The organism is Sphingomonas sp. PAMC 26605, assembly GCF_000241485.1.
GTDB lineage: Bacteria > Pseudomonadota > Alphaproteobacteria > Sphingomonadales > Sphingomonadaceae > Sphingomonas.
On sequence record NZ_JH584241.1, the window covers coordinates 799,523 to 822,443 of the forward strand.

28 protein-coding genes are annotated in these 22,921 nt (G+C 67.1%); 14 read left to right on the forward strand and 14 right to left on the reverse strand.

Annotation, left to right across the window (positions count from 1 at the left end):
* Positions 1–53 precede the first annotated feature (53 nt).
* From argF to queE, 5 genes are all read left to right on the forward strand, one after another.
* On the forward strand, positions 54–971 hold the full coding sequence (gene argF, locus RH90_RS03535; protein ID WP_010183920.1) for an ornithine carbamoyltransferase: 918 nt from the start codon (positions 54–56) through the stop codon (positions 969–971).
* Between the two features lie 112 nt (positions 972–1,083).
* The gene (gene hslO, locus RH90_RS03540; protein ID WP_010183921.1) at positions 1,084–1,998 is read left to right on the forward strand and encodes an Hsp33 family molecular chaperone HslO; all 915 of its coding nucleotides are present in this window, start codon (positions 1,084–1,086) and stop codon (positions 1,996–1,998) included.
* Positions 1,999–2,086: 88 nt separating this feature from the next.
* Positions 2,087–2,518 (forward strand): DUF3617 domain-containing protein, encoded by a 432-nt coding sequence (locus RH90_RS03545; RefSeq protein WP_010183922.1) that lies wholly within the window; start codon positions 2,087–2,089, stop codon positions 2,516–2,518.
* A gap of 179 nt (positions 2,519–2,697) precedes the next feature.
* Complete coding sequence (gene queC / locus RH90_RS03550) at positions 2,698–3,408, forward strand: 7-cyano-7-deazaguanine synthase QueC (protein WP_037492614.1); 711 nt, start codon at positions 2,698–2,700, stop codon at positions 3,406–3,408.
* Between the two features lie 4 nt (positions 3,409–3,412).
* A complete protein-coding gene (gene queE / locus RH90_RS03555; protein WP_010183924.1) occupies positions 3,413–4,045 on the forward strand; it encodes a 7-carboxy-7-deazaguanine synthase in 633 nt (210 codons plus the stop codon).
* A 15-nt stretch (positions 4,046–4,060) separates the two neighbouring features.
* On the opposite strand, the gene RH90_RS03560 is transcribed toward queE, so the two are convergent.
* The 3 genes from RH90_RS03560 to lipB form a co-directional block, all read right to left on the reverse strand.
* Entirely contained in the window at positions 4,061–4,738 is a 678-nt protein-coding gene (locus RH90_RS03560; protein ID WP_010183925.1) for a hypothetical protein, read from the reverse strand.
* A gap of 160 nt (positions 4,739–4,898) precedes the next feature.
* A complete protein-coding gene (locus RH90_RS03565; protein ID WP_010183927.1) occupies positions 4,899–5,156 on the reverse strand; it encodes a hypothetical protein in 258 nt (85 codons plus the stop codon).
* 88 nt (positions 5,157–5,244) lie between these two features.
* Positions 5,245–5,919 carry a lipoyl(octanoyl) transferase LipB gene (lipB, locus tag RH90_RS03570; RefSeq protein ID WP_037493083.1) on the reverse strand — a complete coding sequence of 225 codons (675 nt, stop codon included), beginning with the start codon at positions 5,917–5,919 and terminating at the stop codon, positions 5,245–5,247.
* Positions 5,920–6,039: 120 nt separating this feature from the next.
* Here lipB and RH90_RS03575 point away from each other — a divergent pair, with 120 nt between their 5' ends.
* Both RH90_RS03575 and RH90_RS03580 read left to right on the forward strand, forming a co-directional pair.
* A complete protein-coding gene (locus RH90_RS03575) occupies positions 6,040–6,870 on the forward strand; it encodes a hypothetical protein (protein ID WP_010183929.1) in 831 nt (276 codons plus the stop codon).
* Positions 6,867–7,607 carry a hypothetical protein gene (locus RH90_RS03580; protein WP_010183930.1) on the forward strand — a complete coding sequence of 247 codons (741 nt, stop codon included), beginning with the start codon at positions 6,867–6,869 and terminating at the stop codon, positions 7,605–7,607. Before RH90_RS03575 ends, RH90_RS03580 begins: the two co-directional genes overlap by 4 nt.
* On the opposite strand, the gene RH90_RS03585 is transcribed toward RH90_RS03580, so the two are convergent.
* The 3 genes from RH90_RS03585 to RH90_RS03595 form a co-directional block, all read right to left on the reverse strand.
* Complete coding sequence (locus RH90_RS03585) at positions 7,580–8,170, reverse strand: GNAT family N-acetyltransferase (protein WP_010183931.1); 591 nt, start codon at positions 8,168–8,170, stop codon at positions 7,580–7,582. The genes RH90_RS03580 and RH90_RS03585 overlap by 28 nt on opposite strands.
* A 4-nt stretch (positions 8,171–8,174) precedes the next feature.
* Positions 8,175–9,014 (reverse strand): oxygen-dependent coproporphyrinogen oxidase, encoded by an 840-nt coding sequence (hemF, locus tag RH90_RS03590; protein WP_010183932.1) that lies wholly within the window; start codon positions 9,012–9,014, stop codon positions 8,175–8,177.
* A gap of 374 nt (positions 9,015–9,388) precedes the next feature.
* Positions 9,389–9,838 carry a tRNA (cytidine(34)-2'-O)-methyltransferase gene (locus RH90_RS03595; RefSeq protein WP_010183935.1) on the reverse strand — a complete coding sequence of 150 codons (450 nt, stop codon included), beginning with the start codon at positions 9,836–9,838 and terminating at the stop codon, positions 9,389–9,391.
* A gap of 183 nt (positions 9,839–10,021) precedes the next feature.
* Here RH90_RS03595 and petA point away from each other — a divergent pair, with 183 nt between their 5' ends.
* The 5 genes from petA (at position 10,022) to RH90_RS03620 (ending at position 14,015) form a co-directional block, all read left to right on the forward strand.
* The gene (petA, locus tag RH90_RS03600) at positions 10,022–10,594 is read left to right on the forward strand and encodes a ubiquinol-cytochrome c reductase iron-sulfur subunit (protein ID WP_010183937.1); all 573 of its coding nucleotides are present in this window, start codon (positions 10,022–10,024) and stop codon (positions 10,592–10,594) included.
* Positions 10,595–10,604: 10 nt separating this feature from the next.
* A complete protein-coding gene (locus RH90_RS03605) occupies positions 10,605–11,912 on the forward strand; it encodes a cytochrome b (RefSeq protein WP_010183939.1) in 1,308 nt (435 codons plus the stop codon).
* A gap of 15 nt (positions 11,913–11,927) precedes the next feature.
* Positions 11,928–12,746 (forward strand): cytochrome c1, encoded by an 819-nt coding sequence (locus RH90_RS03610; RefSeq protein ID WP_010183941.1) that lies wholly within the window; start codon positions 11,928–11,930, stop codon positions 12,744–12,746.
* A gap of 168 nt (positions 12,747–12,914) precedes the next feature.
* Entirely contained in the window at positions 12,915–13,451 is a 537-nt protein-coding gene (locus tag RH90_RS03615; protein ID WP_010183942.1) for an adenine phosphoribosyltransferase, read from the forward strand.
* Between the two features lie 93 nt (positions 13,452–13,544).
* Complete coding sequence (locus RH90_RS03620; protein WP_010183943.1) at positions 13,545–14,015, forward strand: hypothetical protein; 471 nt, start codon at positions 13,545–13,547, stop codon at positions 14,013–14,015.
* A 44-nt stretch (positions 14,016–14,059) separates the two neighbouring features.
* On the opposite strand, the gene RH90_RS03625 is transcribed toward RH90_RS03620, so the two are convergent.
* The 6 genes from RH90_RS03625 to ychF all read right to left on the reverse strand — a co-directional run bounded on the left by RH90_RS03625 (position 14,060) and on the right by ychF (position 19,500).
* Positions 14,060–14,509 (reverse strand): MaoC family dehydratase, encoded by a 450-nt coding sequence (locus RH90_RS03625; protein WP_010183945.1) that lies wholly within the window; start codon positions 14,507–14,509, stop codon positions 14,060–14,062.
* A 38-nt stretch (positions 14,510–14,547) separates the two neighbouring features.
* Positions 14,548–15,822, reverse strand: coding sequence for an alkaline phosphatase family protein (locus RH90_RS03630; RefSeq protein WP_010183946.1), 1,275 nt, complete (start codon positions 15,820–15,822; stop codon positions 14,548–14,550).
* Between the two features lie 85 nt (positions 15,823–15,907).
* Positions 15,908–17,497 (reverse strand): hypothetical protein, encoded by a 1,590-nt coding sequence (locus RH90_RS03635; RefSeq protein ID WP_037492616.1) that lies wholly within the window; start codon positions 17,495–17,497, stop codon positions 15,908–15,910.
* Positions 17,498–17,546: 49 nt separating this feature from the next.
* A complete protein-coding gene (locus tag RH90_RS03640) occupies positions 17,547–17,768 on the reverse strand; it encodes a hypothetical protein (RefSeq protein WP_232280296.1) in 222 nt (73 codons plus the stop codon).
* Positions 17,769–17,896: 128 nt separating this feature from the next.
* Positions 17,897–18,400: a GNAT family N-acetyltransferase gene (locus RH90_RS03645; protein WP_010183948.1), complete on the reverse strand. Its 504-nt coding sequence runs from the start codon at positions 18,398–18,400 to the stop codon at positions 17,897–17,899.
* The gene (gene ychF / locus RH90_RS03650; protein WP_010183949.1) at positions 18,400–19,500 is read right to left on the reverse strand and encodes a redox-regulated ATPase YchF; all 1,101 of its coding nucleotides are present in this window, start codon (positions 19,498–19,500) and stop codon (positions 18,400–18,402) included. Before ychF ends, RH90_RS03645 begins: the two co-directional genes overlap by 1 nt.
* Positions 19,501–19,685: 185 nt before the next feature.
* Here ychF and RH90_RS03655 point away from each other — a divergent pair, with 185 nt between their 5' ends.
* Complete coding sequence (locus RH90_RS03655; RefSeq protein ID WP_010183950.1) at positions 19,686–20,348, forward strand: hypothetical protein; 663 nt, start codon at positions 19,686–19,688, stop codon at positions 20,346–20,348.
* Between the two features lie 131 nt (positions 20,349–20,479).
* Here RH90_RS03655 and RH90_RS03660 read toward each other — a convergent pair whose 3' ends face one another.
* Positions 20,480–21,094, reverse strand: a complete 615-nt coding sequence (locus RH90_RS03660; RefSeq protein WP_010183951.1) for a TIGR02466 family protein — start codon at positions 21,092–21,094, stop codon at positions 20,480–20,482.
* A gap of 65 nt (positions 21,095–21,159) precedes the next feature.
* Here RH90_RS03660 and RH90_RS03665 point away from each other — a divergent pair, with 65 nt between their 5' ends.
* Entirely contained in the window at positions 21,160–22,347 is a 1,188-nt protein-coding gene (locus RH90_RS03665) for a JmjC domain-containing protein (RefSeq protein WP_010183952.1), read from the forward strand.
* 13 nt (positions 22,348–22,360) lie between these two features.
* Here RH90_RS03665 and pth read toward each other — a convergent pair.
* On the reverse strand, positions 22,361–22,921 hold a 561-nt coding region (gene pth, locus RH90_RS03670), incomplete at its 5' end, for an aminoacyl-tRNA hydrolase (protein ID WP_010183954.1).

Genomic DNA, 22,921 nt, shown 5'->3' on the forward strand with positions numbered 1-22,921 from the left:
CCTCCGTCTCGCTGCGCTCGCCACCTCCCCCGGTGCCCGGGGGAGGAATTAACATGCGCAACTTCCTCTCGCTTTCCGATGCCGGCCCTGACGGCGTGGCCGCGATGCTCGCCGATGCGCTCGACCGCAAGGCGGCGCGCGCCGGCTGGCCCAAGGGCAAGCCCGACGCCGACGCGCCGCTCGCCGGCCATACGCTGGCGATGGTGTTCGAAAAGAGCTCGACCCGCACGCGCGTGTCGTTCGACATGGCGATCCGCCAGCTCGGCGGCAGCTCGGTGATCCTCGATTCGGGCACCACCCAGCTCGGCCGCGGCGAGACCGTTGCCGACACCGCGCGCGTCCTGTCGGGCTATTGCGACGCGATCATGCTGCGCACCGACGACCACGCCAAGCTCGAGGAAATGGCGCACTATGCGACCATCCCCGTCATCAACGGCCTGACCGACGATTCGCACCCGTGCCAGATCATGGCGGACCTGCTGACGATCCTCGAGGCGGGCAAGCCGCTGCCGGGGCTCAAGGTCGCATGGCTCGGCGACGGCAACAACGTGCTCGCCTCGATCGTCGAGGCCGCCGGGCTGATGCAGTTCGACGTCGTCGCGGCGTGCCCGCAAGGGTTTCAGCCCGAGGAGGAGGCGATCGTCCGCGCAAGCGGGCGCGCGCGCGTCGTCTCGGATCCCGCCGAGGCGATGGCGGGCGCCGATGTCGTCATCACCGATACCTGGATCTCGATGGGCCAGGACCATGCCGACACCAAGCTCAAGGCGATGCTGCCGTATCAGGTCGACGCAGCGCTGATGGCGCAGGCCAAGCCCGATGCGGTGTTCCTCCACTGCCTCCCCGCACACCGCGGCGAGGAAGTGACGCCCGAGGTGATCGATGGCCCGCAATCGTTGATCTGGCCCGAGGCGGAGAACCGTCTCCACGCGCAGAAATCGGTGCTGCGCTGGTGCTTCGGGCAGATCGGTTGAGTTGATTCTGACGCGCGCACTCTTATCTTCCGTCATCCCCGCGAACGCGGGGATCCCGCTGCTCTTGCAGCGCCAGTAGAAGAAGCGGGATCCCCGCTTTCGCGGGGATGACATGGATAAGACCAATACCACCGACACCGACCGCGCGCTCGGTTTCACCATTCCGCAGCGCCACGCGCGCGGCCGCATCGTGCGGCTGGGGCCGGTGCTCGACACCATCCTCTCCGCGCACGCCTATCCGCCTGCGATCGAGGCGCTGCTCGCCGAGGCGCTGACGCTCGCCGCGCTGATCGGCTCGACGCTGAAGGATGCCGGCGGCCAGCTGACGATGCAGGCGCAGACGCAGAGCGGAATCGTTACCCTGCTCGTTTGCGACTATAAGGGCGGCGAGCTGCGCGGCTATGTTCAATACGATGCCGAACGGCTCGCCGCCGGCCCGGAGAACCCGAGCCTGTTCGCGCTGTTCGGGACGGGCTATCTCGCGATCACCTTCGATCAGGCGACGACCGGCGAACGCTATCAGGGAATCGTCCCGCTCGATGGCGGCTCGCTGAGCGAAGCCGCCGAGCATTATTTCCTCCAGTCCGAACAGATTCCCACGCTGGTGCGGGTGGGCGTCGGCCACAGCGCAGCGGGCACGTGCGTCGCAGGCGGGCTGTTGCTCCAGCATCTCCCCGAGGGCGAGGACGGCCGCGAGCGGCTCCACACCCGGCTCGACCATCCCGAATGGGAGCATGTCGCGATCCTCGGCCGGACGATGGCAGCCGACGAACTCGCCGATCCCGCGCTGCCGCTGGAAACGCTCGTCTGGCGGCTGTTCAACGAGGAGGAGGAAGTCCGCCTCCACGGCGAGACGGTGTTCGCGCGCGGCTGCCGCTGCTCGCCCGATTATATCGCGCAGGTCCTCGGAAAATTTTCGCCGTCCGAACGGCAGGCGATGGCCGACGAGAACGGCATGATCTTTGTCGATTGTGCCTTCTGCGCGACCAAGTTTCCCGTGCCCGCCGCGAGCGAGGTCGTTACGTAAACGCATTGTAACACGTCAGGCGTATCCCCAGATACGGGGGCGGAAGCAGGCCGGCCGCAAACAGGCGCCGCCGGGCGGGGATCGATCAATGCAAGTTCGGAATGTGGTGCGCGCGATGGTAGCGGGCTTGGCGGCGACCGGTGGTCTCGCCCTTGCCGCGCCGGTCGGCGCGCCGACGCTGGCGGCGCTCGCGCGGATCGAGCCCGGGCAATGGCAGTTCAAGCCGCTCGACAGCAACGCCGCACCACGCTCGATCTGCATCGCCGATCCGCGGCCGCTCATCCAGTTCGGCCATGGCAATGCGCAATGCCAGCACACCGTCCTGGCCGACGACGCCAATGTCGCGCGCGTGAGCTATGTCTGCCCCGGTGTCGGCCATGGACAGACCAGCGTGAAGGTGGCGACACAGCGCAACTTCAATCTCGAGACGCAGGGTATTCTCAGCGGCGCGCCCTTCGACGAGCAATATGAGGCGCGCCGTACCGGAGATTGCGCCGCGAACGCTACGCGACTGCGATGATCGCCTTAACGCTCTTTTCATGGGTTCGGCGCTAGGGTGACGGCGTGCAATTCTTGTGACGGCACGCTTTCTCCCACCGGCCCAGCGATGGGCACTCCCTGGGCCGCCTAAGGGCGGCCCGTTTTTCTGACCGGGCGCTGCTTGCGTAACGCGAGGGCGGGGGGTACCGCGCACAGCCTATGACAAACCAACAGAGTTCAGCAGCGCCTGTGGGCGTCGCGCCGCTTGCCGTCGTCCTGGTATCGGGCGGCCTTGATTCGATGGTCGCCGCGGCATCGGCGCGCGAAGCGGGCTATCGTCTGCTCGCGCTCTCGGTCGATTACAACCAGCGCCATCGGCTCGAGCTCGCCTCGGCGCGCCGCGTCGCACACGTGCTTGGCGCCGAGCGCCATGTTGTGCTCCCGCTCGATCTCGCGGCGTTCGGCGGGTCGGCGCTGACTGCCGATATCGACGTGCCGAAGGACGGCGTGCAGCCGGGCATCCCGGTCACCTACGTGCCCGCGCGCAACACGATCTTCCTCAGCCTGGCGCTCGGCTGGGCCGAGGCGGCGGGCGCGCGCGATCTGTTCATCGGCGTCAACGCGCTCGATTATTCGGGCTATCCCGATTGCCGGCCCGAATTCATCGCCGCGTTCGAAGGACTCGCCGAACTCGCCACCAAGGCGGGCGTCGAGGGCAGCCCGTTCCGCATCCATGCCCCGCTGCAGGACATGACCAAGGCCGATATCGTGCGCGAGGCGGCGCGGCTCGGGCTCGACGCGGGGCTCAGCTGGTCGTGCTACGATCCCGCGCCGGGTGGCTTGCATTGCGGCGTGTGCGACAGCTGCCGGTTGCGCAAGAAGGGCTTCGCGGAAGCCGGCCTTCCCGACCCGACCGCCTACGCGGCCTGAGCCGATGTCCTACGCGGTCAAGGAAATGTTCCTCACGCTGCAGGGCGAAGGCGTACAGGCCGGGCGACGCGCGGTGTTCGTGCGCTTCGCCGGGTGCAACCTGTGGTCGGGCCGCGAGCAGGACCGCGCGAGCGCGATCTGCCGGTTCTGCGATACCGATTTCGTCGGGACTGACGGTGTCGGCGGCGCGCGGTTCGCCGATGCGGCCGCGCTCGCCGGCGCGGCGGCGGAGTTCTGGGGTGTCGATCTCGCGCATCGTTTCGTCGTGCTCACCGGCGGCGAGCCGATGCTGCAGGTCGACGATGCGCTGGTCGATGCGCTTCACGCGGCAGGCTTCGAGATCGCCATCGAAAGCAACGGGACGCTTGCGGTGCATCCCGGGATCGACTGGGTGTGCATAAGCCCCAAGGCGGGTAGCACCGTCGTCCAGCGCAGCGGCGACGAACTGAAGCTCGTCTGGCCGCAACCGGGCAGCGACGTTGCCGAACTCGAGACCTGGGATTTCGCGCACCATCTGGTGCAGCCGCTCGACAGCATCGCCGCCGAGGCCAATCACGCCGCCGCGATCGCCCTCGTCATGGCGCGCCCGCGCTGGCGGCTGACGCTGCAGGCGCACAAGACGCTCGGCCTGCGCTGAGGCGCCCGCGCGCGCTCAGCGGAACGTCGTGGTGAACGCCCCGCACTTGCGCTGCACCCAGCTACCCTTCTTGTCCCAGCAGAGGTCGTCGAGCCGCGGCAATGACACCCGCGTGTCGACGCGCACGCGGCGCGGAAAGCGCTCCTCGCCGAATGGGATGAGCGCGTTGCGCAACGCGCTCATGTCGCGCACCGCCACCTTGTACAGCTCGCCACGCGGGGCATAAGCAGCGTCGCTCGCGACCGCTGCCGCCGTCTGGCAAAAGCCCAGCTGCGCGTTGACGGTGGTGAAGGCCGAATAGGTCTTCGTGCCGTAACGGTCCATCGCGGCCTGACCGGGCTTGAGGCCCTTGTTGGTGCGCGTGAAATATTTGGTCATGATGTCGAGCGACTTCTTGAACTCGTCCTTATGGTTGATCAGCGAGATGTTGTAATTCTCGACCGTCATCAGGCTCGGTTCGAACTGGCATTGCAGTGCGGCGACGTTGAGCGCCGAGCGCAGGTTCCACACCAGATTGGCGCGGATTTCGTCCTCGTTGGCGCCGGGCAGCGTCGGCAGGCCGGGCTCGTCGCCATGGATCGGCGGGCCGCTGAAATCATGCGGTTTGAAGAAGAACTGCGCTGAAGCAGGGGTAACGGCGAGGGCGGCGCCCGCGATTGCGGTGATCGCAGCCAGTTTACGCAACACGGTCATTGAAAGCCTCTCATTAACGATGCTGCGATTACGGCTTTTTGCCGCGCAACCCAACTCTTTTCGCTTCGGCTTGCCGCACTCGGCGCCGCGGACCGCGGAATCGAAAAAGGCCGCCCGGTTGCCCGGGCGGCCTTCGTCATAATCGTCCCGAGCGGGAAGATTACATCGCGTTCGAAGTCGTGGTCGTGGTGTTCGACGTCATCATGGTGTCGTTCGCCATCATGCCGTCGTTGCCAGCGGCGTCCGTCGACGTCATCGTGTCGTTGGTCGTCGCGCCCATCGTGTCGGTCGAGTTCATGTCGGTGACCATCGTGTTGTCGGTGGTCGTCGTCTCGGTCTTCGGGGTGCATGCCGAAATCGCGATCGCCGCAACAGCGATCATCGAACCAGCAGCGACCTTGGAAATGAATGCACGCATTGGAAAGCTCCCTAGATAAATGGTTGGTTGGCCTCGAGACCTTTAATACCCAAACCGTGGTGGACATTAGTCCGGAAACGCCTGACCCTCAAGCCCAGTTTTGTTGCGGGATAGAATGAGTTTGCAGGAAGGCTGCAAAGCGCAACGCCAAGGCTTCGTCAAAGGTTGCATAATCGGTTGGACGCCCGAGCATTTTGGCGCTGGTCACCGCGAAATCGGCAAGGCCGCACGGCACGATCCCGCCGAAATGCGCGAGATCGGGCGAGAGGTTGACCGAGAAGCCGTGGAGCGTGACCCAGCGCCGCACGCGCACGCCGATCGCGCCGATCTTCGCCTCGGCCGGTGCGCCGCCCGCGGCGCCGGGGATCATCGTCCATATCCCGACGCGCCCGGGCGCACGGAACGCCGCGATGCCGAGATCGCCGAGCGTGTCGATCACCCAGCCTTCGAGACCGTGGACGAAGCGCCGCACGTCGCGCCCGCGCTTGGCAAGATCGAGCACGACATAACCGATCCGCTGCCCGGGCCCGTGATAGGTGTAGCGGCCACCACGCCCCGTCTGCACCACGGGAAAGCGCGGATCGAGCAACTCGGCGGGGTCGGCGCTGGTCCCGCCGGTATAGACCGGGGGATGTTCGAGCAGCCACACCAGTTCGCGGGCACGCCCTTCGGCGACCGCGAGCGCGCGCGCCTCCATTTCGGCGAGCGCCTCGGCATAAGGGATCGGTGCAGGCGCGATGCGCCACTCGATGTCGTCGTGCATATCGGTCACGCCAGCGATGTGGCGCGGCGCGACGGTCGACGCAAGTGATTGGCAAGCGTCGCGGCGTTGCGCTAACAGCAAAGCGGGGGCGGCCGGGTGCAGGGCCGGGGGAGAGACGACGTGAGCGTGACGATGAGCACCGTATGGGAGCGCACCACCGAGTTTCTCGGCGATCACCGCGGCGCGCTTGCGCCGATCGTCCTGCTCGGCTTGTTCGTCCCGTTGATCCTGCTCGGTAATCTGATGCCGCTGATCGGATCGGCCGGCCATGCGGGCGATCTCACGCTCGGCGGCCTGGTCCTTCTGCTCTCGCTCGTTACGAGCTGGGCGGGGCTTGCGATCACCGCGCTCGCGCTCGACCCGACGATCGCGCGCAGCGCCGCGCTGCGCGCCGCCAATCGGCGGTTCCTGCCCGTGCTCGGCGTCGGGCTGGTGACGCTGGCGGCGGTGCTCGTGCTGGCGGTGCCGATCGGTATCGCGCTTGCCGCGAGCGGAGTCGACATGGCCGCGCTTTCCGCTGGCCGGGTTCAGCCCAACCCGGGCAGCGGCGGGGCGCTGGCCTTTGTGACGCTGTACACTCTCGTGCTGGCGGTCGTGCTGTTCTGGGCCTATGCGCGCTGCGTCGTGCTCGTCACCCCGATCCTGCTCGCCGAGCCGCGCGGGCTCGGCGTGTACCGGCGCAATTTCGGATTGACGCGGCATATCGCGTGGAAGGTGATCGGCGTGTTGCTGTTGTACGGCGTGGTTTCGTGGGTCGCCTCCGCTGCGGCCAAAACCGTGTTCGGCACGGTGTTCGCGCTGCTGTTCGGCACCGATGGTACGGTCACGCTGGCGAGCGTGCTGACGCAGATCGTCGTCGCTGCGGTGTCGACGCTGTTCTCGCTGCTGGCGGTGGTGTTTCTCGCCAAGCTCTATCTCGCCGCGCGCGAGGCGATCGACGCGCGCTCATGAAGCTCGATGCTGGCGCGGTCCTGCGCGATGCATGGGCGATGGCGAAGCGCGATCGCGACCTGCTGATCGGAGTCGGGGGCGTGTTCCTGCTCGTGCCCAAGGTGGCGCAGGTGATGTTCGTCGATCCGACGCCGCCGTTGCCGGCGTCGAGCTCGGATCCGGTCGCGCTGCAGGCGTGGCTCGACGCGGTCGCGCTCTGGTCGAAGCATAACGACCTGCTCGTGCTCGCCCTGACGCTGGCGTCGCTGTTCGGCACGCTGACGCTGTTCCTGCTCTATGCCGATCGCGACCGGCCCGACGTCGCGACCGCGTTGCGCCAGGCGGTGCCGCTGCTGCCGCGCTACATCCTGCTGGCGTTGGTGGTCACCTTCCCGGTCAACGTCGCGTCGCTGCTGCTGATCCCCGGCCTCTACCTCAAGGGCCGGCTGATGCCGGTCGGCCCGGCGTTCGTCGCCGAGCGGCCGCTCGGCGTGATCGCGGCGTGGCGGCGCAGCTTCGCGCTGACGCGCGGGCATGGCCTGGTGCTGATGGCGTTCGCGTGCATTCCGCTGATTGCCGGCGATGTGCTAGCGCTGCCCTTCGAAGTGCTCGGCGCCGCGATGAACGGCGCGCCGATGGCCAATCCGGTCGTCGCTGCGGTGCTCGACGTGGGCATCGGCGGCGCGCGGACGGTCGCGACGCTCGCCGCGATCCTGATCGAGATCGCGCTTTACCGGCGGCTCAGAAGCGGGATCTGAGGCGCAGTCTCGGGCGGGAGATGGCCGGTCAGTCGCGGGTCGGCGAAGGTCTCGATCGTCCGGCCGATCGCGGTGAAGCCCTGCGCGCGGTAGAAATTGAGCGCGCTCGGATGATCGAGCGTGCAGGTGTGGAGCCAGACGCGCTCGATTCCCTTGGTCCAGGCGCGCGCGAGCGTTTCCGCCATCAGCCAACGGCCGAGGCCCTGTCCGGCAAGTTCGGGGATCAGCGCGAAATAGGAAATCTCGCATGCGGCACCCGTGCGGAAATCGAGCTCGACCATGCCGACCTCGATTCCCGCCGGATCGACTGCGGCGTAGACCGCGACCGCAGGATCGTGGATGATCGCGCGCAGCGCCGCTTCGTCGATCACCAGCCGCGAGAACCACAGCCAGGGCGCGCCGACGCGGCGGAACAGCGCGCGGTAGCGCTCGGGCGTCGGCATGTCCCAGCGCGCGAGCCGCAGCCGCGAGGCGGGAAGGGGGCGGAGCGGCGGCTTCTGCCGCATCTCGAGCGTGGTGACGATCGCCGCGACCGCGTCGTCGCGGACCGGGGTCAGCCCCATGCCGTCACGACCAGGTCGCGAGCGGCGGCAGGCTCATCAGGATCGCGTCGATATTGCCGCCGGTCTTGAGCCCGAACAGCGTGCCGCGATCGTAGACCAGGTTGAACTCGGCATAGCGCCCGCGCCATTCGAGCATCTGCGCGGTGTCTGCCGGGGTGAAGGGCAGGTTCATCCGCCGCCGGACGATCTTCGGATAGACGTCGAGAAACGCGCGGCCGATGTCCTGGATGAAGGCGAAGTTCGCGGCGAAATCGCCTTCGAGATGATCGCAGAAGATGCCACCGACGCCGCGATGCACCTTGCGATGCGGGATGTAGAAATACTCCTCGGCCCATTTCGCATAGCGCTCGTAATAATCCGTGCCGTGCGGGTCGCAGGCGCCCTCCATCGCCGAGTGGAATTCGGCGGTATCCTCGGGATAGGGCAGCGGTGGGTTGAGATCGGCGCCGCCGCCGAACCAGCGCTTGGTCGTGACGAGGAACCGCGTGTTCATATGGACCGCGGGGACATGCGGGTTGGCCATGTGCGCGACGAGGCTGATGCCGGTGGCGAAGAAGCTCGGGTCTTCCGCCGCACCGTGGATCGACTTGGCGAACTCGCCTTCGAACGCGCCGCCGACGGTCGAGACGTTGACGCCGACCTTTTCGAACACCTTGCCCTTCATCACCCCGCGCACGCCGCCGCCGCCATCGCCGCCGCTCGGGTCGGTGCGGTCCCACGGGGTATAGTCGAAATCGGCGTCGGAGCCGGCCTCGCGTTCGATCGCGACGAATTCGGCGCAGATCTGGTCGCGCAGATGCTCGAACCAGGTGCGGGCGGTGGTTTGTTCGGGGTCGAGGTGCATCGGAGATGTCTAGCCGGGGGAGCGCGCCCAAGTCGAGATGGGATAAACCCTGCTTGCGCATGCGGGGACGGGTGCGCGCGCGATCTGCGCCCTGCGCGTGTGGCGGCCCCCTCCACCACCAGCCTGAAGGAGGCTGGTGTGCGAGCGAGAATGTGTCCCCCGGACACATTCTTGGCCTGCCGGGGGGCAGGCCAAAGCTCGCACACCCCCTCCCCGGGTTCTCGGGGGAGGATTGGGGGGGGCAGGTCGAGATGGACTAAATCCTCCCTCGCGCAGCGGGGGAGGGGGACCCTGAGCATTCAGCGAAGGGTGGAGGGGGGCTCTCCGCGAGCGATAGGCCGGTGGTGGGCCCCCACCGGTCTCCGGGGGCGGATTTAGGCGGGCCATCCTCCGGTCTGGCGGAGCGCTTCGCTCAGCGCGATCCCCGCGGCGACCGCGATGTTGAGCGAGCGCATCCCCGGCGCCAGCGGGATCCGTACCGCCAGATCGGCCGCCGCATGCACCTCGTCGGGCACGCCGCTCCCCTCCGATCCCATCAGCAACACGTCGTCGGGCGCGAACGCCGCGGCGTCGATCCGCACCCCGCCGCGCGTCGTCAGCAGCACGATTCGCCCGGTCACGGTAGCGACGAACGCATCCCAATCGACGTGCCGCCGCACCTCGACCGCCTCGGCATAATCCATCCCCGATCGCGCGAGCGCCTTTTCGCTCCACGCGAAGCCGGTCGGCTCGATCACGTCGACGCGCACGCCGAGGCAGGCGCCGAGCCGGAAGATGGCGCCGACATTGCCGGCCATGTCGGGTTGATAGAGAGCAATACGCATGGCGGACCCGCTAGCACTCTTAAAATGGAGTTGGCAAAAGCCTGCACTGCCGTCTAACAGAGCGTTCAAGCTTCCCCGGTCGAGGGAGGTCGTTCGGGCCGTACTGTGGATCCGTCGTGCAGGGGGCCCTGTCGAAGTAAACGTTCGCGCGAAGGCGGCGGGACGAAGAACAAGGGCGAGTGGATGGCAAGCGGAAACACCCTGGACGTTCCCCTGCATGAGGAACCGCACCACGAAGGGGAGCCGCGCCGTCGCGATTTCCTGAATATCGCCGCGGTCTCGGTCGCCGGCGTCGGCGCGATCGCCATCGTGGTTCCCTTGATCAACCAGATGAACCCTTCGGCCGACGTGCTCGCGCTTGCCACTACCGAAGTCGATCTGTCGAAGATCGAGGTCGGGCAGGGCGTCGTCGTTTCGTTCCGCAAGCAGCCGCTGTTCGTGCGCAACCTGACGCCCGCCGAGATCGCCGCCGCCGACAAGGTCGACATCAAGACGCTGCGCGACCCCGAGACGCTCACCCAGCGCACGCGCGGCAAGAAGAATTGGCTGATCACGCTCGGCGTCTGCACGCATCTCGGCTGCATTCCGCAGGGCATCACTTCGGGCGAGGATCGCGGCCAGTTCGGCGGCTATTTCTGCCCGTGCCACGGCTCGCAATACGACACCGCGGCGCGGATCCGCAAAGGTCCGGCGCCGAAGAACCTGTTCGTGCCGGATTATAAATTCACGTCGCCGTCGACGGTCGTGGTGGGTTGAGGATAGCGAGATGAGTTTTCCCTGGGCCAAGCATTACGAACCCAAGAGCGGGTTCACCAAATGGATCGACTCCCGGCTGCCGCTGCCGAGGCTCGTCTACGGCGCGGTCGGTGCGGGTTACCCCGTGCCGCGCAACCTCAATTATTTCTGGAACTTCGGCGTGCTCGCCGGCGCGGCGCTGGCGATCCAGATCGTCACGGGCATCGTCCTCGCGATGCACTACGCCGCCAATGGCGGCGTCGCGTTCGATTCGGTCGAGCACATCATGCGCGACGTCAATGGCGGCTGGTTCCTGCGCTATGCGCATGCCAACGGCGCTTCGATGTTCTTCGTCGTGGTCTATATCCACATCTTCCGCGGGCTGTTCTACGGGTCGTACAAGGCGCCGCGCGAGATGATCTGGCTGCTCGGCGTCACGATCTTCCTGCTGATGATGGCGACCGCTTTCATGGGCTACGTCCTCCCCTGGGGGCAGATGAGCTTCTGGGGCGCGCAGGTCATCACCGGCTTCTTCTCGGCGATCCCCGTCGTCGGCGACACGATCCGCATCTGGCTGCTCGGCGGCTATGCGCCCGACGACGCCGCCCTCAACCGCTTCTTCTCGCTCCACTATCTGCTGCCGTTCGTGATCGCGGGCGTCATCATCCTGCACATCTGGGCGCTGCACATCCCGGGCTCGAACAACCCGACCGGCGTCGACGTGAAGGGCGAGCAGGATACCGTGCCGTTCCATCCGTATTACACCGCGAAGGACGGCTTCGGGCTCGGCGTGTTCCTGTTCATCTTCGCGGCGCTCTTGTTCTTCGCGCCCAACAGCCTCGGCCATCCGGACAATTACATCCCGGCCAACGCGCTACAGACGCCTGCGCACATCGTCCCCGAATGGTATTTCTGGCCGTTCTACGCGATCCTGCGTTCGTTCACCGCCGATTTCCTGTTCATCCCGGCCAAGCTGCTCGGCGTGCTGGCGATGTTCGGCTCGATCCTGCTGCTGTTCTTCCTGCCATGGCTCGACAGTTCGCCGGTGCGCTCGTCCAATTATCGCCCGCTGTATCGCGTCTTCTTCTGGGTGCTGGTGGTCGATGTGCTGCTGCTCGGCTGGGTCGGCGGGTCGGAGATCTCGCCGTTCAAGGTCGCGCTCGGGCAGATCACCGCGGCGTATTATTTCGCGCACTTCCTGATCATCCTGCCGATCGTCTCGCGCGCCGAGCGGCCGCAGCCTTTGCCCAACTCGATCACCGAGGCGGTGCTGGCGAAAAAGGGTGGCACCAGTCCGGCTCATACCGCGCTCAGCGGTAGCCCGGTTCCGGCCGAATAAGGGGCAATCAGACCAATGATTCGCGCAATCGCAATCCTCATCGGCGCCGGTATCGTCGCCTGCCTCGCCTGGGCGCTGTTCGGCACCGTGTCGAGCGCCATCACCGATCCGGCGCCGGCGACCGCGGTCGAGGAGTTCCACCTCCATCCCAAGTCGGTCGCGCTCGCGTCGAACGGCATGCTCGGCACCTTCAACGAGCGCCAGCTCCAGCGCGGCCTGCAGGTCTACAAGGAAGTCTGCTCGAACTGCCATTCGCTCAAGCACGTCGCCTTCCGCGACCTGACGCAGCTCGGCTATTCGGCGGGTCAGGTGAAGAAGTTCGCGACCGACTGGGCAGTCAAGGCCAAGCAGTTCGACGCCAAGTCGGGCGACACCAGCGACCGGCCCAACACCCCGGCCGACTATTTCCCGACGGTCTATTATCCCGGCACCGGCAATCCGCCAGACCTCTCGCTGATCACCAAGGCGCGCGAGAACGGCCCGGCCTATGTCTATTCGCTGCTCACCGGCTATCGGCCGCAGCCGGCGGAATTGCTCAAGCACTTCCCCGACGCGAAGGTGCCCGACGGGCTCTATTACAACCCGTATTTCGCCAACCTCAACATCGCCATGCCGCCGCCGTTGACGCAGGACGGGCAGGTCACCTATCTCGACGGCACCAAATCGACCGTCGAGCAGAATGCGAAGGACGTGGCGGCGTTCCTGACCTGGGCGGCCGAGCCGAACCTGCCGTCGCGGCATGCCTATGGCCTGGCGGTGCTCGGCTTCCTGCTGCTGTTCTGCGTGCTGGCGTACGGCGCGTACCAGAATATCTGGCGCGACATTAAGCACTGAGGCTGTTGCAATCGTCACCCCAGCGTTCGCTGGGGTGACGCGTTTCGGGAATGACGCGCTGCTGAGTCAAGCGCGTTCGGGGATGACGCATTGCGGTAACGGCGCGTTGCGCTAGTGACGCTTCCGCGAACGACGCGTCCGCCGGGTGACGCATGCGGGAACACGACGATGGCTGACAATGATGATCTCAAGGCGCTGATCCGGACGATTCCGGATTTCCCCAAGCCCGGAATCCTGTTCCGCGACATCACCACGCTGTTGCTCGATCCGAACGGCTTCGCGCAGGCGATCACGCGGATGGCCGCGACCACGCTCGGGCCGATCGACCTCGTCGCCGGGATCGAGACGCGCGGCTTCCTCTTCGCCGCAGCGCTCGCGCGGCCGCTCAACGCCGGCGTGCTGCTGATCCGCAAGGATGGCAAACTGCCCGGCGCGACGATCGCCGAGGAATATGCGCTCGAATATGGCACCGACCGGATCGCGATCCATGCCGACGCCTGTGCGCCCGGCAAGCGCGTCCTGCTGGTCGACGATCTGATCGCCACCGGCGGCACCGCGCGCGCTGCGCTCCGGCTGCTCCGCAAGGTCGGCGCGGTGGTCGAGCAAGCACAGTTCCTCGTCGACTTGCCCGATCTCGGCGGCGCCGATGCGCTCCGCGCTGAGGGCATTACGGTCGATTCGCTGCTCGCTTTCCCGGGGCATTGACCGCGCCCAAGGAACCAAGAGCGTGGCTGTGGGGTTGATTGGCATTGCCGCGCCCCGCATGATGTTCGGCGCGAGGTCCGACGGAAACGCGCCATGTCCTTCACCAAACTCTCGCTCGCCGCGGCGGCTCTTCTCTCGATCGGCAGCCTTTCGGCCTGCGCCGACGATTACGGCTATGGCGGCGTCGATGTGGGTTATGGCGCGAGCGCCTGGGATCCATATTATGGCGGCTACAGCGCGTCGCCCTATTGGGGCTGGTACGGCGATTATTATTATCCCGGCTCGGGCTATTACGTCTACGATCGCAACAATTACCGGCATCGCTGGAACGCGGAGCAGCGCGGCTATTGGCAGGGCCGCTCGCAGCCGTGGCGCGGCGCGGGTCGCGAGATCCGCCCGATGTGGCGCGACTATGGCGCTCAGGGACGACCCGGGGGCTTCCGCGGCACGCCGGGCGGCTTTCGCGGCGCCCCCGGCCGAGGCTTCCAGGGTGCGCCGGGGCGCGGTGGGCCGGGCGGCGGCTATCGCGGCGGCGGCAATCGCGGTGGCGGGCATCATCGCTGACCGCATGACCCGCGGCTAGAGCGGACCTTTGCGCGCGAACCGCGCTATGCGGCGGGGCGCGTCCGGATCAGGCCGATCGAGATGAAAGTCATCACCGCGATATCGTGCTGATTGAGCACCGTCATCCGGCTGCGATAGCTCCCCATTTCGGGCCGGCTCTGCGAGGCGCGCTTGTCGAGGATTTCGGTCTCGCAGCGGAGCGTGTCGCCGGGATAGACGGGTTTGAGCCAGCGCAGCTCGTCAATGCCTGGCGATCCCAATCCGGCCTGGTCGTTGGCCTTCAAATTCTCGACCACCATCGCCATCGTCATCGCGCAGGTATGCCAGCCGCTCGCCGAGAGTCGGCCGAAATGCGTCTCGGCCGCCGCTTCGTCCGAGAGGTGGAAGGGCTGCGGGTCATAGGCGCGCGCAAAGGCGACGACCTCGTCGCGCAGCACCGCGTAGCGCCCGAACGCCGCCTTGGTGCCGACCGTGATATCTTCGAAATATTGCATCGCGCGAGTGTCGGACGCACCCGCGACGAAGGCAAGCGCTACTTCGTCAGCGCCGCATGGAACGGCGCGTCGTCACCATCGAGGCCGCTTCCAGCGGGCAGGCCGAGCAGGTCGCGTAGCAGTGGCGCGACATCGACATTGTCGAAGCTCGGCAGCGCCCCGACCGGCTTGATCGCGGGGCCGCTGGCGATGAACAGCGCCGCCATTTCCGGCGCGGCATTGTCATAGCCATGATTGCCGCCCGGCGTCGCGCCGGGCTTGGGCGCGGTCGCATTGAGCGACCAGCCCGTTTCGGCAAGGCAGAAATAGGGCGGTACGCGCGGGTTGGCGCCGTAATGGAGGCGCGCCGGAATCTCGCTCTTACGCCAGCAGTCGTAATGCGCGTGATGCCCGAGCAGCGCTTTCTCGAGCGCGGCTTCGTGGCCCGCCACAGGATAGAAACTCGCGAACGGCCCCGCTTCGAACAGGCGATAGTCGGCGGGGTTGGCGACGTGGTCGAGCGCGATGCTGCGCGCCGGGTCGGTCGCCGCCATGCCGTGGTCGGCGACGATCACCAGATTGGCGGGCTGGTTGAGCGCGCGCAGGCCAGCGACGAGCGCCCCGATCTGAGCATCGACCTGTTTGACTGCGGTGGTCGTCTCGGGCGAATCGGGGCCGAAGCTATGGCCCGCCGTATCGACCGTATCGAAATAGAGCGTTACGAAACGCGGCCGTTGCGCCGCCGGGCGCCGCAGCCAGTCGATGACTCCCGCGACGCGTTGCTCGCCCGGTACGGCCTGGTCGAACGGCCACCAGTCTTCGGGCCGCGTCCCGCCGCTGGTCGCGCCGTGCGCCTTCAGCGTGCCGCCCCAGGCGATGTTCGAGCCCGGCCAGAACAGCGTCGCGCTGCGCACGCCGCCGCGCTCGGCGGTGACCCACAGCGGCTCGGCGGCGTTCCACCAGAAGGGATCCTTCGAATCCTCCATCGTGAACTTCTGGTTGGGCCGTGCCGCATCCTCCATCGCATTCGAGACGATGCCGTTGCGATCGGGACGGAGGCCGGTGACGAGCGTCCAGTGATTGGGGAAGGTCTTCGACGGGAAGGACGGGCGCATCGCCGCGCTGATCCCGCTGGCGGCGAGCGCATCGAGATTGGGCGTTACCCCGCGCGTACGGTAATCGGGGCGGAAGCCGTCGATCGAGACCAGGATCGTCACCGGCGCGCGCGTGTCTTCGCGCACCATCGCCGGGCGGGGCCCCGGAGCGGGCGCGGTGACGCAGGCTTGCAGGGCGGCGCACAAGGCGGCGGCGAAAATCCGTGTGGTCCAACGCATGTGCGATCCCCTGCGGCACGATTGCGTCGCCGCTATGACAGGCAGCGCGCGGTTAGCCCAGCGCCCGCGTTCCTCGCTCGCTCCGCTATCCCCCCAGCGAAACCTTTGCGAACAGGCTGAAGCTCACCGGAAACGCGCCGTACGCCGCATCGAGCGCAGCCGGCGTCGCATAAACGCCGAGCGCCCCACCGAGCGCGAGATCGAACGGCCCGACGAACGGCAGGCGATAGGCATAGCCCGCCTCGAGCTTACCGACTCGAAATTTACGATCGTGCAGCGGATCGCGATGATCGGGGAAAAGCTCGTCATTCGCCACGTCCTCGGCGCGTGCGAACAGCGTGTGGTGCTGGTCGATGTCCCAATTGGCCTCGGCGAGCCACGCGGTGAGGACGCGCCCCGGCAGCGGATGCTTGGCCGACCAAGCGAGCAGCGCCGACACGCCGTGGCGCGCATATTGCACGCTCGCGGTGGTGCGCGCCTCGTTGCGGTCGGGCTCGAGCTGCTCGGGGCTCTTGAGCCAGCCGTGGCTGGCTTGCACGCTCCAGGCGGGCGACGGCGTCCAGGTCGCGCGCACGCTCCACGAATCGAGGCTCGGGCGTTCGATGCCCCAGCGGTACTGGTCGGGCTCGCGGCCGCGGAACGCTGAAGCCTCGAGCTGCCAACGCCGCGCCGCATAGCCCACGGTCACCACGCCGTAGCTGATATGCGTGCTGTCGAACCAATGGTGCGTGATCGGCGCGAGCGGCTGATACGTGGCCGAGCCACGATGCATGAACGCCGAAGGGCCGAGCGCGGGCTCGGCGACGGGGCCGCCATAGACGAACACGCTCCCCGACTCGGCATCCACATCGACACGCGCCGACAGTTCCATGAACAGATCGTGCGGATGCTGGCGGTCGACTAGCTGCGTTCGGCCGTCGGCGGTCTCGCCGGTGGCGAACAGATTGGGATAGCCTTTCGCCCCCATCGCCGGCTCGAGGCTGAGCATCGAGCGTAGCTGCAGCCGGGCGCCGCCGAAATCGCGGGCCGCCGACAGCATCGCCATCGATTCGACGAACGCCTCACGATCGCCGCGCGGTCCCCCTTGGTCGGTATAGACGCCCCAGGCATAGCCGTGGAGCATCAGCATCCAGTCGCCGTGCATGACGTGCACGCCGTGCATCGCGCCATCGTTGCCGGGGTTGCGCGCGGTACCCGAGCCTTCGGCGTAGGCGCTATCGGGCGGGCCCATCACCATGCCGCGCATGGGCATGCCGGGCATGCCGGGCATGGCGGGGCCGGTATGATCGGTGTCGCCGATGGGCGCTGAGAGCGAGGGAGACGCCTGGGGCATCGCCATACCGGACATCGGACCCGAGTCATCCTCGGCTTCGCGCTTCCCTGACGAACCTCGGGGGCCAGGCATGGAGCCGTTGGTTTGCGCCGGCAGAGCCCGATGGTCAGGCGCCGTCGACCTGTCCTTCGCGCGTGCCGGGGATGCCGCGGGGGTGGCGGCAGGCAGCGGGCCGGGGACGGTGCGATGCGTGTCCGCCGGTGTCGCGCGCTGCGTCGATTGGGGCTTGGGTTCGGCACGCATCGGCATGTCCATCGTCATGCCGGGCATCGTCTGCGCGAGCGCGGCCGTCGGCAGCAACGCCGCCACGGCACAGCCCGCGATCTTCATCGATCGAGTCATCGTCGGTCCTCCCGAACGTAAAAAGCCAAGCGGGCACGCGGCCCGCGGTTCAGGCTTTCGAGCGCGGAGGGGGCAAAGCGGGCGGTGTGCCCGAAGCCGGGTCGAACGCCGCGGCAACGATGCGCCGCGGCGGCGTGTCGGGTGAAAGCGGTGCCGTCACGCCACGTGTGGTCAAGCTCGCCGGCGGAATGCAGCCGATGCACATGTGCGGGACGGTGGCATGGTCTTCGCGTACCGGCGCGGCGTGGCCGTCATGATGCATCGCGGTCATCGACGGTGCTGGCGCGTCATGGCACGGCGCGCTCGCAAAGACCGGGAAGGCAAAGGTTGCCAAAAGCAGTGCAAGGATCAGCCGGGCGAACACAGTCCGGCCCTACGACGCGGCGTTACAAGTGGCAATCATGCGGCACCGCCGAGGGTCAGCCGGTAGAATTTGGTATCGAGCGGCATCCGCGGGAAGGACGGCGGCAGCGTAGCGACGGCGATCTCGACGAAGCCATTCTTTTCATAGAAGCGGTGCGCGCCGACGAATTGCGCCGTGGTCCCGAGCATGACCGCCTCAAGTCCGGCTGCGCGCGCATGCGCGAGCAGATCCGCGAGCAACGCCGCCCCGACGCCATGCTCGCGTCCCCGCCACGCCGGCGCGACGAACATCTTCCGCAACGCGCCCAGTCCGCCGCCGCAATCGCGCAGCGCGATCGTCCCGACGATCGCCCCATCCGCCACCGCGGTCCAGAACCCGCCTGCGCCCGATTGGTAGAAGCCGGGGATATCGGCGAGGTCGGGCTGGTCGGCGGCGGTGATCGGGATGCCGAATTCGCCGGCCTGAATCCCGACGATCAGCGCGACGACCTCCGCTTCGGACCCCGCGCGGAACGCGGTGATTTCGACCGGCGACGCCATCAGACGTTGAAGCGGAAGTTCAGCACGTCGCCGTCGTGCACGACATACTCCTTGCCTTCCTGGCGCAGCTTGCCGGCATCGCGCGCACCGGTTTCGCCACCGAGCGCGACATAATCGTCATACGCGATCGTCTCGGCGCGAATGAAGCCACGCTCGAAATCGGTGTGGATCTCGCCCGCCGCCTGCGGGGCCTTGGCGCCGGCATGGACCGTCCAGGCGCGGGCTTCCTTGGGGCCGACGGTAAAGAAGGTCAGCAGCTTGAGCAGGCGATAGCCCGCGACGATGACACGCGACAGGCCGGTCTCGGTCAGCCCGAGCTCGGCGAGGAACTCGCCGCGCTCCTCGGCGGCCATCGTGGCGATCTCGGCTTCGATCGCCGCCGACACGACGACGGCTTCGGCGCCCTCGGCCTTGGCCTTTTCGAACACGCGCGCCGACTGCGCGTTGCCGTTGGCGGCGCTCGCTTCCTCGACGTTGCAGACATAGAGGACAGGCTTGGCGGTGAGCAGCTGCGCCTGGCCGAAGGCGCGCGCCTCGTCCTCGTCCTTGGGCACGGTCAGCCGCGCGGGCTTGCCCTCGCGCAGCAGCTCGAGCGCCTGGCCGAGCACCGACGCGGCAACCTTGGCCTCCTTGTCGCCTTGCGTCGCCTTCTTCTGGAGATTGGGGACGCGCTTCTCGAGGCTTTCGAGATCGGACAGCATCAGCTCGGTCTCGACCGTCTCGGCATCAGCGATCGGATCGACCTTGCCCTCGACGTGCGTGACGTCGTCATCCTCGAAGCAGCGCAGCACATGGACGATCGCATCGACCTCGCGGATGTTGCCGAGGAACTGGTTGCCGAGGCCTTCGCCCTTGGACGCGCCGCGTACCAGGCCGGCGATGTCGACGAAGCCAAGCTGCGTCTCGATGATCTTCGCCGAGCCGGCGACGGCTGCGAGCTTGTCGAGCCGCGGGTCGGGCACCGCGACGTTGCCGACATTGGGTTCGATCGTGCAGAACGGATAGTTCGCCGCCTGCGCCGCCGCGGTCTGCGTCAGCGCGTTGAAGAGGGTGGACTTGCCGACATTGGGCAGCCCGACGATGCCACAGCGAAAACCCATGATATTCCTTGGTGTGCGATGATGTGCGTGAAAGCCCGCCCGATACGGCTTTGTACGCCGAAAGACCAGCCTGTCGCACGATCATGCCCCTTGCCGGGAACCGTGAAAGGCATAGTCTGTTGATCCGGCACCGAGCCGGCCGCCCGCCGAGTCGTACTGTGGAGTTTTCTGCTGGGGTCAAAGCGATGGACCGTCGAAACCTGCCGAGATGCTGTGGTGCTATCCTGCTCGCCGGGCTGACGCCGGGCTACGCCGGTGCCGCCAATTACGAACCGCATGTCGTCTCGCTCGAAGATCCTGTGACCAATGCCGCGCCGCCGGCGAGATCGGCCGCCGTGCCGGGCGCCGCAGGCGCCAGCGTGGCGGCGCTGTCCGCCTCGACGCAGGCGGGATCGGACCCTGCGGCGTCCTACGATCTTCGACTGGCGCGGCGCTATCAGTCGAACGCTGTGACGACGCTGAAGCAGAACCTGCGAGCGCGCGGCACCGGGATGAAGGACGCTTACGCGCATGGCGATCATGGGCTGCGGGTGTCGGTGGGCTCGAGCTATCACATGCGCTACCGCGCGTCGGATGTCGGGCCCGGCGCGGCGGCGGGTACGGCCGCGCTGATGCGGCTGCCGGTCGGCGCCGTGAATTTGCGCGACGGCTATGAGAATTACGCGCCGGTGGCGATGGTGGGCTATGACGCCGCTGTCAGCGAGCGGATGAAGGTCGGGATCGAGGGCGGGATGATGGTCGGGCGATCGACCGCGATGTACGCGGACGAGACCGTCCCTGGAATTCGCGAGGAAAGCCACACCGCGCGCAATCCGGTCGCCGATCTGGTGATGACCTACGCATTTTGAAGGCAGACCTATCTCCGTCACCCCGGCCTCGTGCCGGGGTCTACCGCGATACGGATACTGCACCCGCAGTACGCGCGGCACGGTGGGCCCCGACACGAGGCCGGGGTGACGGTTGAGTGCTTAGCCCCCCGTTACCAGCGATAGTTGAAGCTGATGCTCACCCGCTCGGTCTTGGCGGTGCCGGGCGCGACTTCGTGGCGCAGCCAGCTTTCCCACAGCAGCACGCTGCCCGCCTGCGGCTCGACCGCGACGAAGGTCTTGAGCGCCTCGACCGCATCGTCGCGACGGCGCGGCGCGGCCATCATCATCGGCAGACGCGGATCCTCGAACTTGATCGCGCCCGCGCCCGGAGGGACGGCGATATAGACGGTGCCTGAAACCACGCTGTGCGGATGGACGTGGCCCGAATGCGCGCCGCCCGGCTTCATCACGTTGACCCACAGGCTGTCGAGCTTGAGCTTGCCGCCTTCGAGCTCGAACGCGCATTCCTCGGCAAAGTTGGCGACATGCTTGTTGAGCAGCTTGACCAGATCGCCGAACGCCGGGTCGCGCACCGGCAGGTCATTGAGCGAAGCGTAGGACGTATAGCCGCGATAGCCGTGCGCCTTCGACCAGTTGCGCCCGGCACGGTCATCCTCGGCGAGCGCGTGGCACGAGCGTTCGAGCTCGGCGACCAGCGCCGCGTTTTTGAGCTTGGCTTCGTAGAGCGGGGTCGCGAACAGCGAGCGGGTCGTGGTATTCTTCATGCTGTGGCCTATCCTCCAGTGCGACGCCGTTGCCAAGGTGTCGGGCGCACGTCTAGATTTCGCGCGTGACCTTTGCCGATCTCGTCGCGCCGCTCGACAGCGCCGTCTTCCAGTCGACCTATTGGGGCGTGCACCCCGTGCATATTCCCGCGCCGCCGGGCGGACGAGGCCGATTGCTCGATTGGCCGCGCTTTGCCGAACTGCTCGGCGTGGGCGCGTACTGGACCGCGGCCAATCTCACGCTGATCCTCAACAGTCGGCCGATCGTCCCCGATTTCTACCTCGATGGCGATGTGACCATGCCGATCGAGACCCGCCGGGTCGATCCAGCGCGAGTCGACGTGTTCCTCGGGATGGGCGCAAGTCTGGTCGTCAACGATATCGAACGCATCGCACCCGAGATCCGCGACTGGACGCAAATGCTGGGCGAGCATTTCGCTGCGCTCACCAACGCGAACGTCTATTGCTCGTTCATGGGCGTTCAGGCGTTCGCCACGCATTTCGACCTGCACGACGTCTTTGCGGTCCAGTGCGAAGGCGAGAAGGTCTGGCGCATCTATCAGAACCGTGCGGATTCGCCGCTCGTCGCGCCGCACGGTGGTGAAGAGGTGCAGCGGCAGATCGACGCGGCGCGTGGGCCGTTGCTCGCCGAGGTGCGGATGCGGCCGGGCGACGTGCTGTATCTGCCGCGGGGCTGTTACCATGATGCGTTGGCGCAGGACGGCGCGTCGCTGCACGTCACCTTCGCGGTCGCGCCGCTGACCGGCATGACGGTGCTGCGCGTGCTCGAGAGCGAGGCGCAGCGCGATCCGCGGTTTCGAGCGTATCTGGCGGATGCACGGGTCGATGCGGGACAGCCGCTCGAGGCACAGTTGCGCACGCTGGCGACGCGGCTGGGCGAACTTGCCGCCAGCCGGCTGGTGCGCGATGCGGTGATCGATGCGCAGCGCGCGCGGACGCGGCCTACCCATGCCTTCACGTTGCCGCAGCGGCCCAAGCTTCAGTCCTATGCGCGGACCCAGCGGCCGGCAGGGATCGATTGGCGGGATGTCGGGATGGTCCTGCTCACGCAGAGCGGCGCGCATCCGCTTGGAACGTTCGGGACGGTGGCCGAGTATGCGCTGTCACGGCCGGCTTTCTCGGCGCAGGAATTGCGCGCGCGCTTCGCGCATGTGCCGGCGGCCGAGCATGACGCGCTGATCGCGTTGCTGGTGCGCGAACGGCTGTTCGAACGCTACACGCCGGAGGTGTGACCCAGCGGGGCGTTCAGCCCGCGAGACGCACTGCTACGTCGCTCATGAATCGCCCGTCGTCGCCAGCCGCGAGCCATGATGACTCCGCCGCGACGGCGCCGAGCATGTCGGCGAGCGGATCCATCTCGGCCTTGGCGTAATTGCCGAGCACGTACGGGCTGACCTTGTCCTTGTGGCCGGGGTGGCCGATGCCCAATCGCACGCGGCGGAAGGCGTTGCCGATATGCGCTTCGGTCGAGCGCAGGCCGTTATGCCCCGCGGTGCCGCCGCCGGTCTTCACCTTGACGCGGAACGGGTCGAGGTCGAGCTCGTCGTGGAAGACGGTGACGTCGCCCTCGGCGAGCTTGTAGAAGCGCATCGCCTCGCCGACGCTGCGGCCGCTTTCATTCATGAAGGTGGCGGGCTTGAGCAGCAGGATCTTTTGCGCGCCGATGCGGCCTTCCTGCGTCCAGCCCTGGAACGCCTTCCGGACCGCGCCGAAGCCGTGCATCTCGGCGATCGTGTCGAGCGCCATGAAGCCGACATTGTGCCGGTTGAGCGCATATTGCGCGCCGGGGTTGCCCAGGCCGACCCA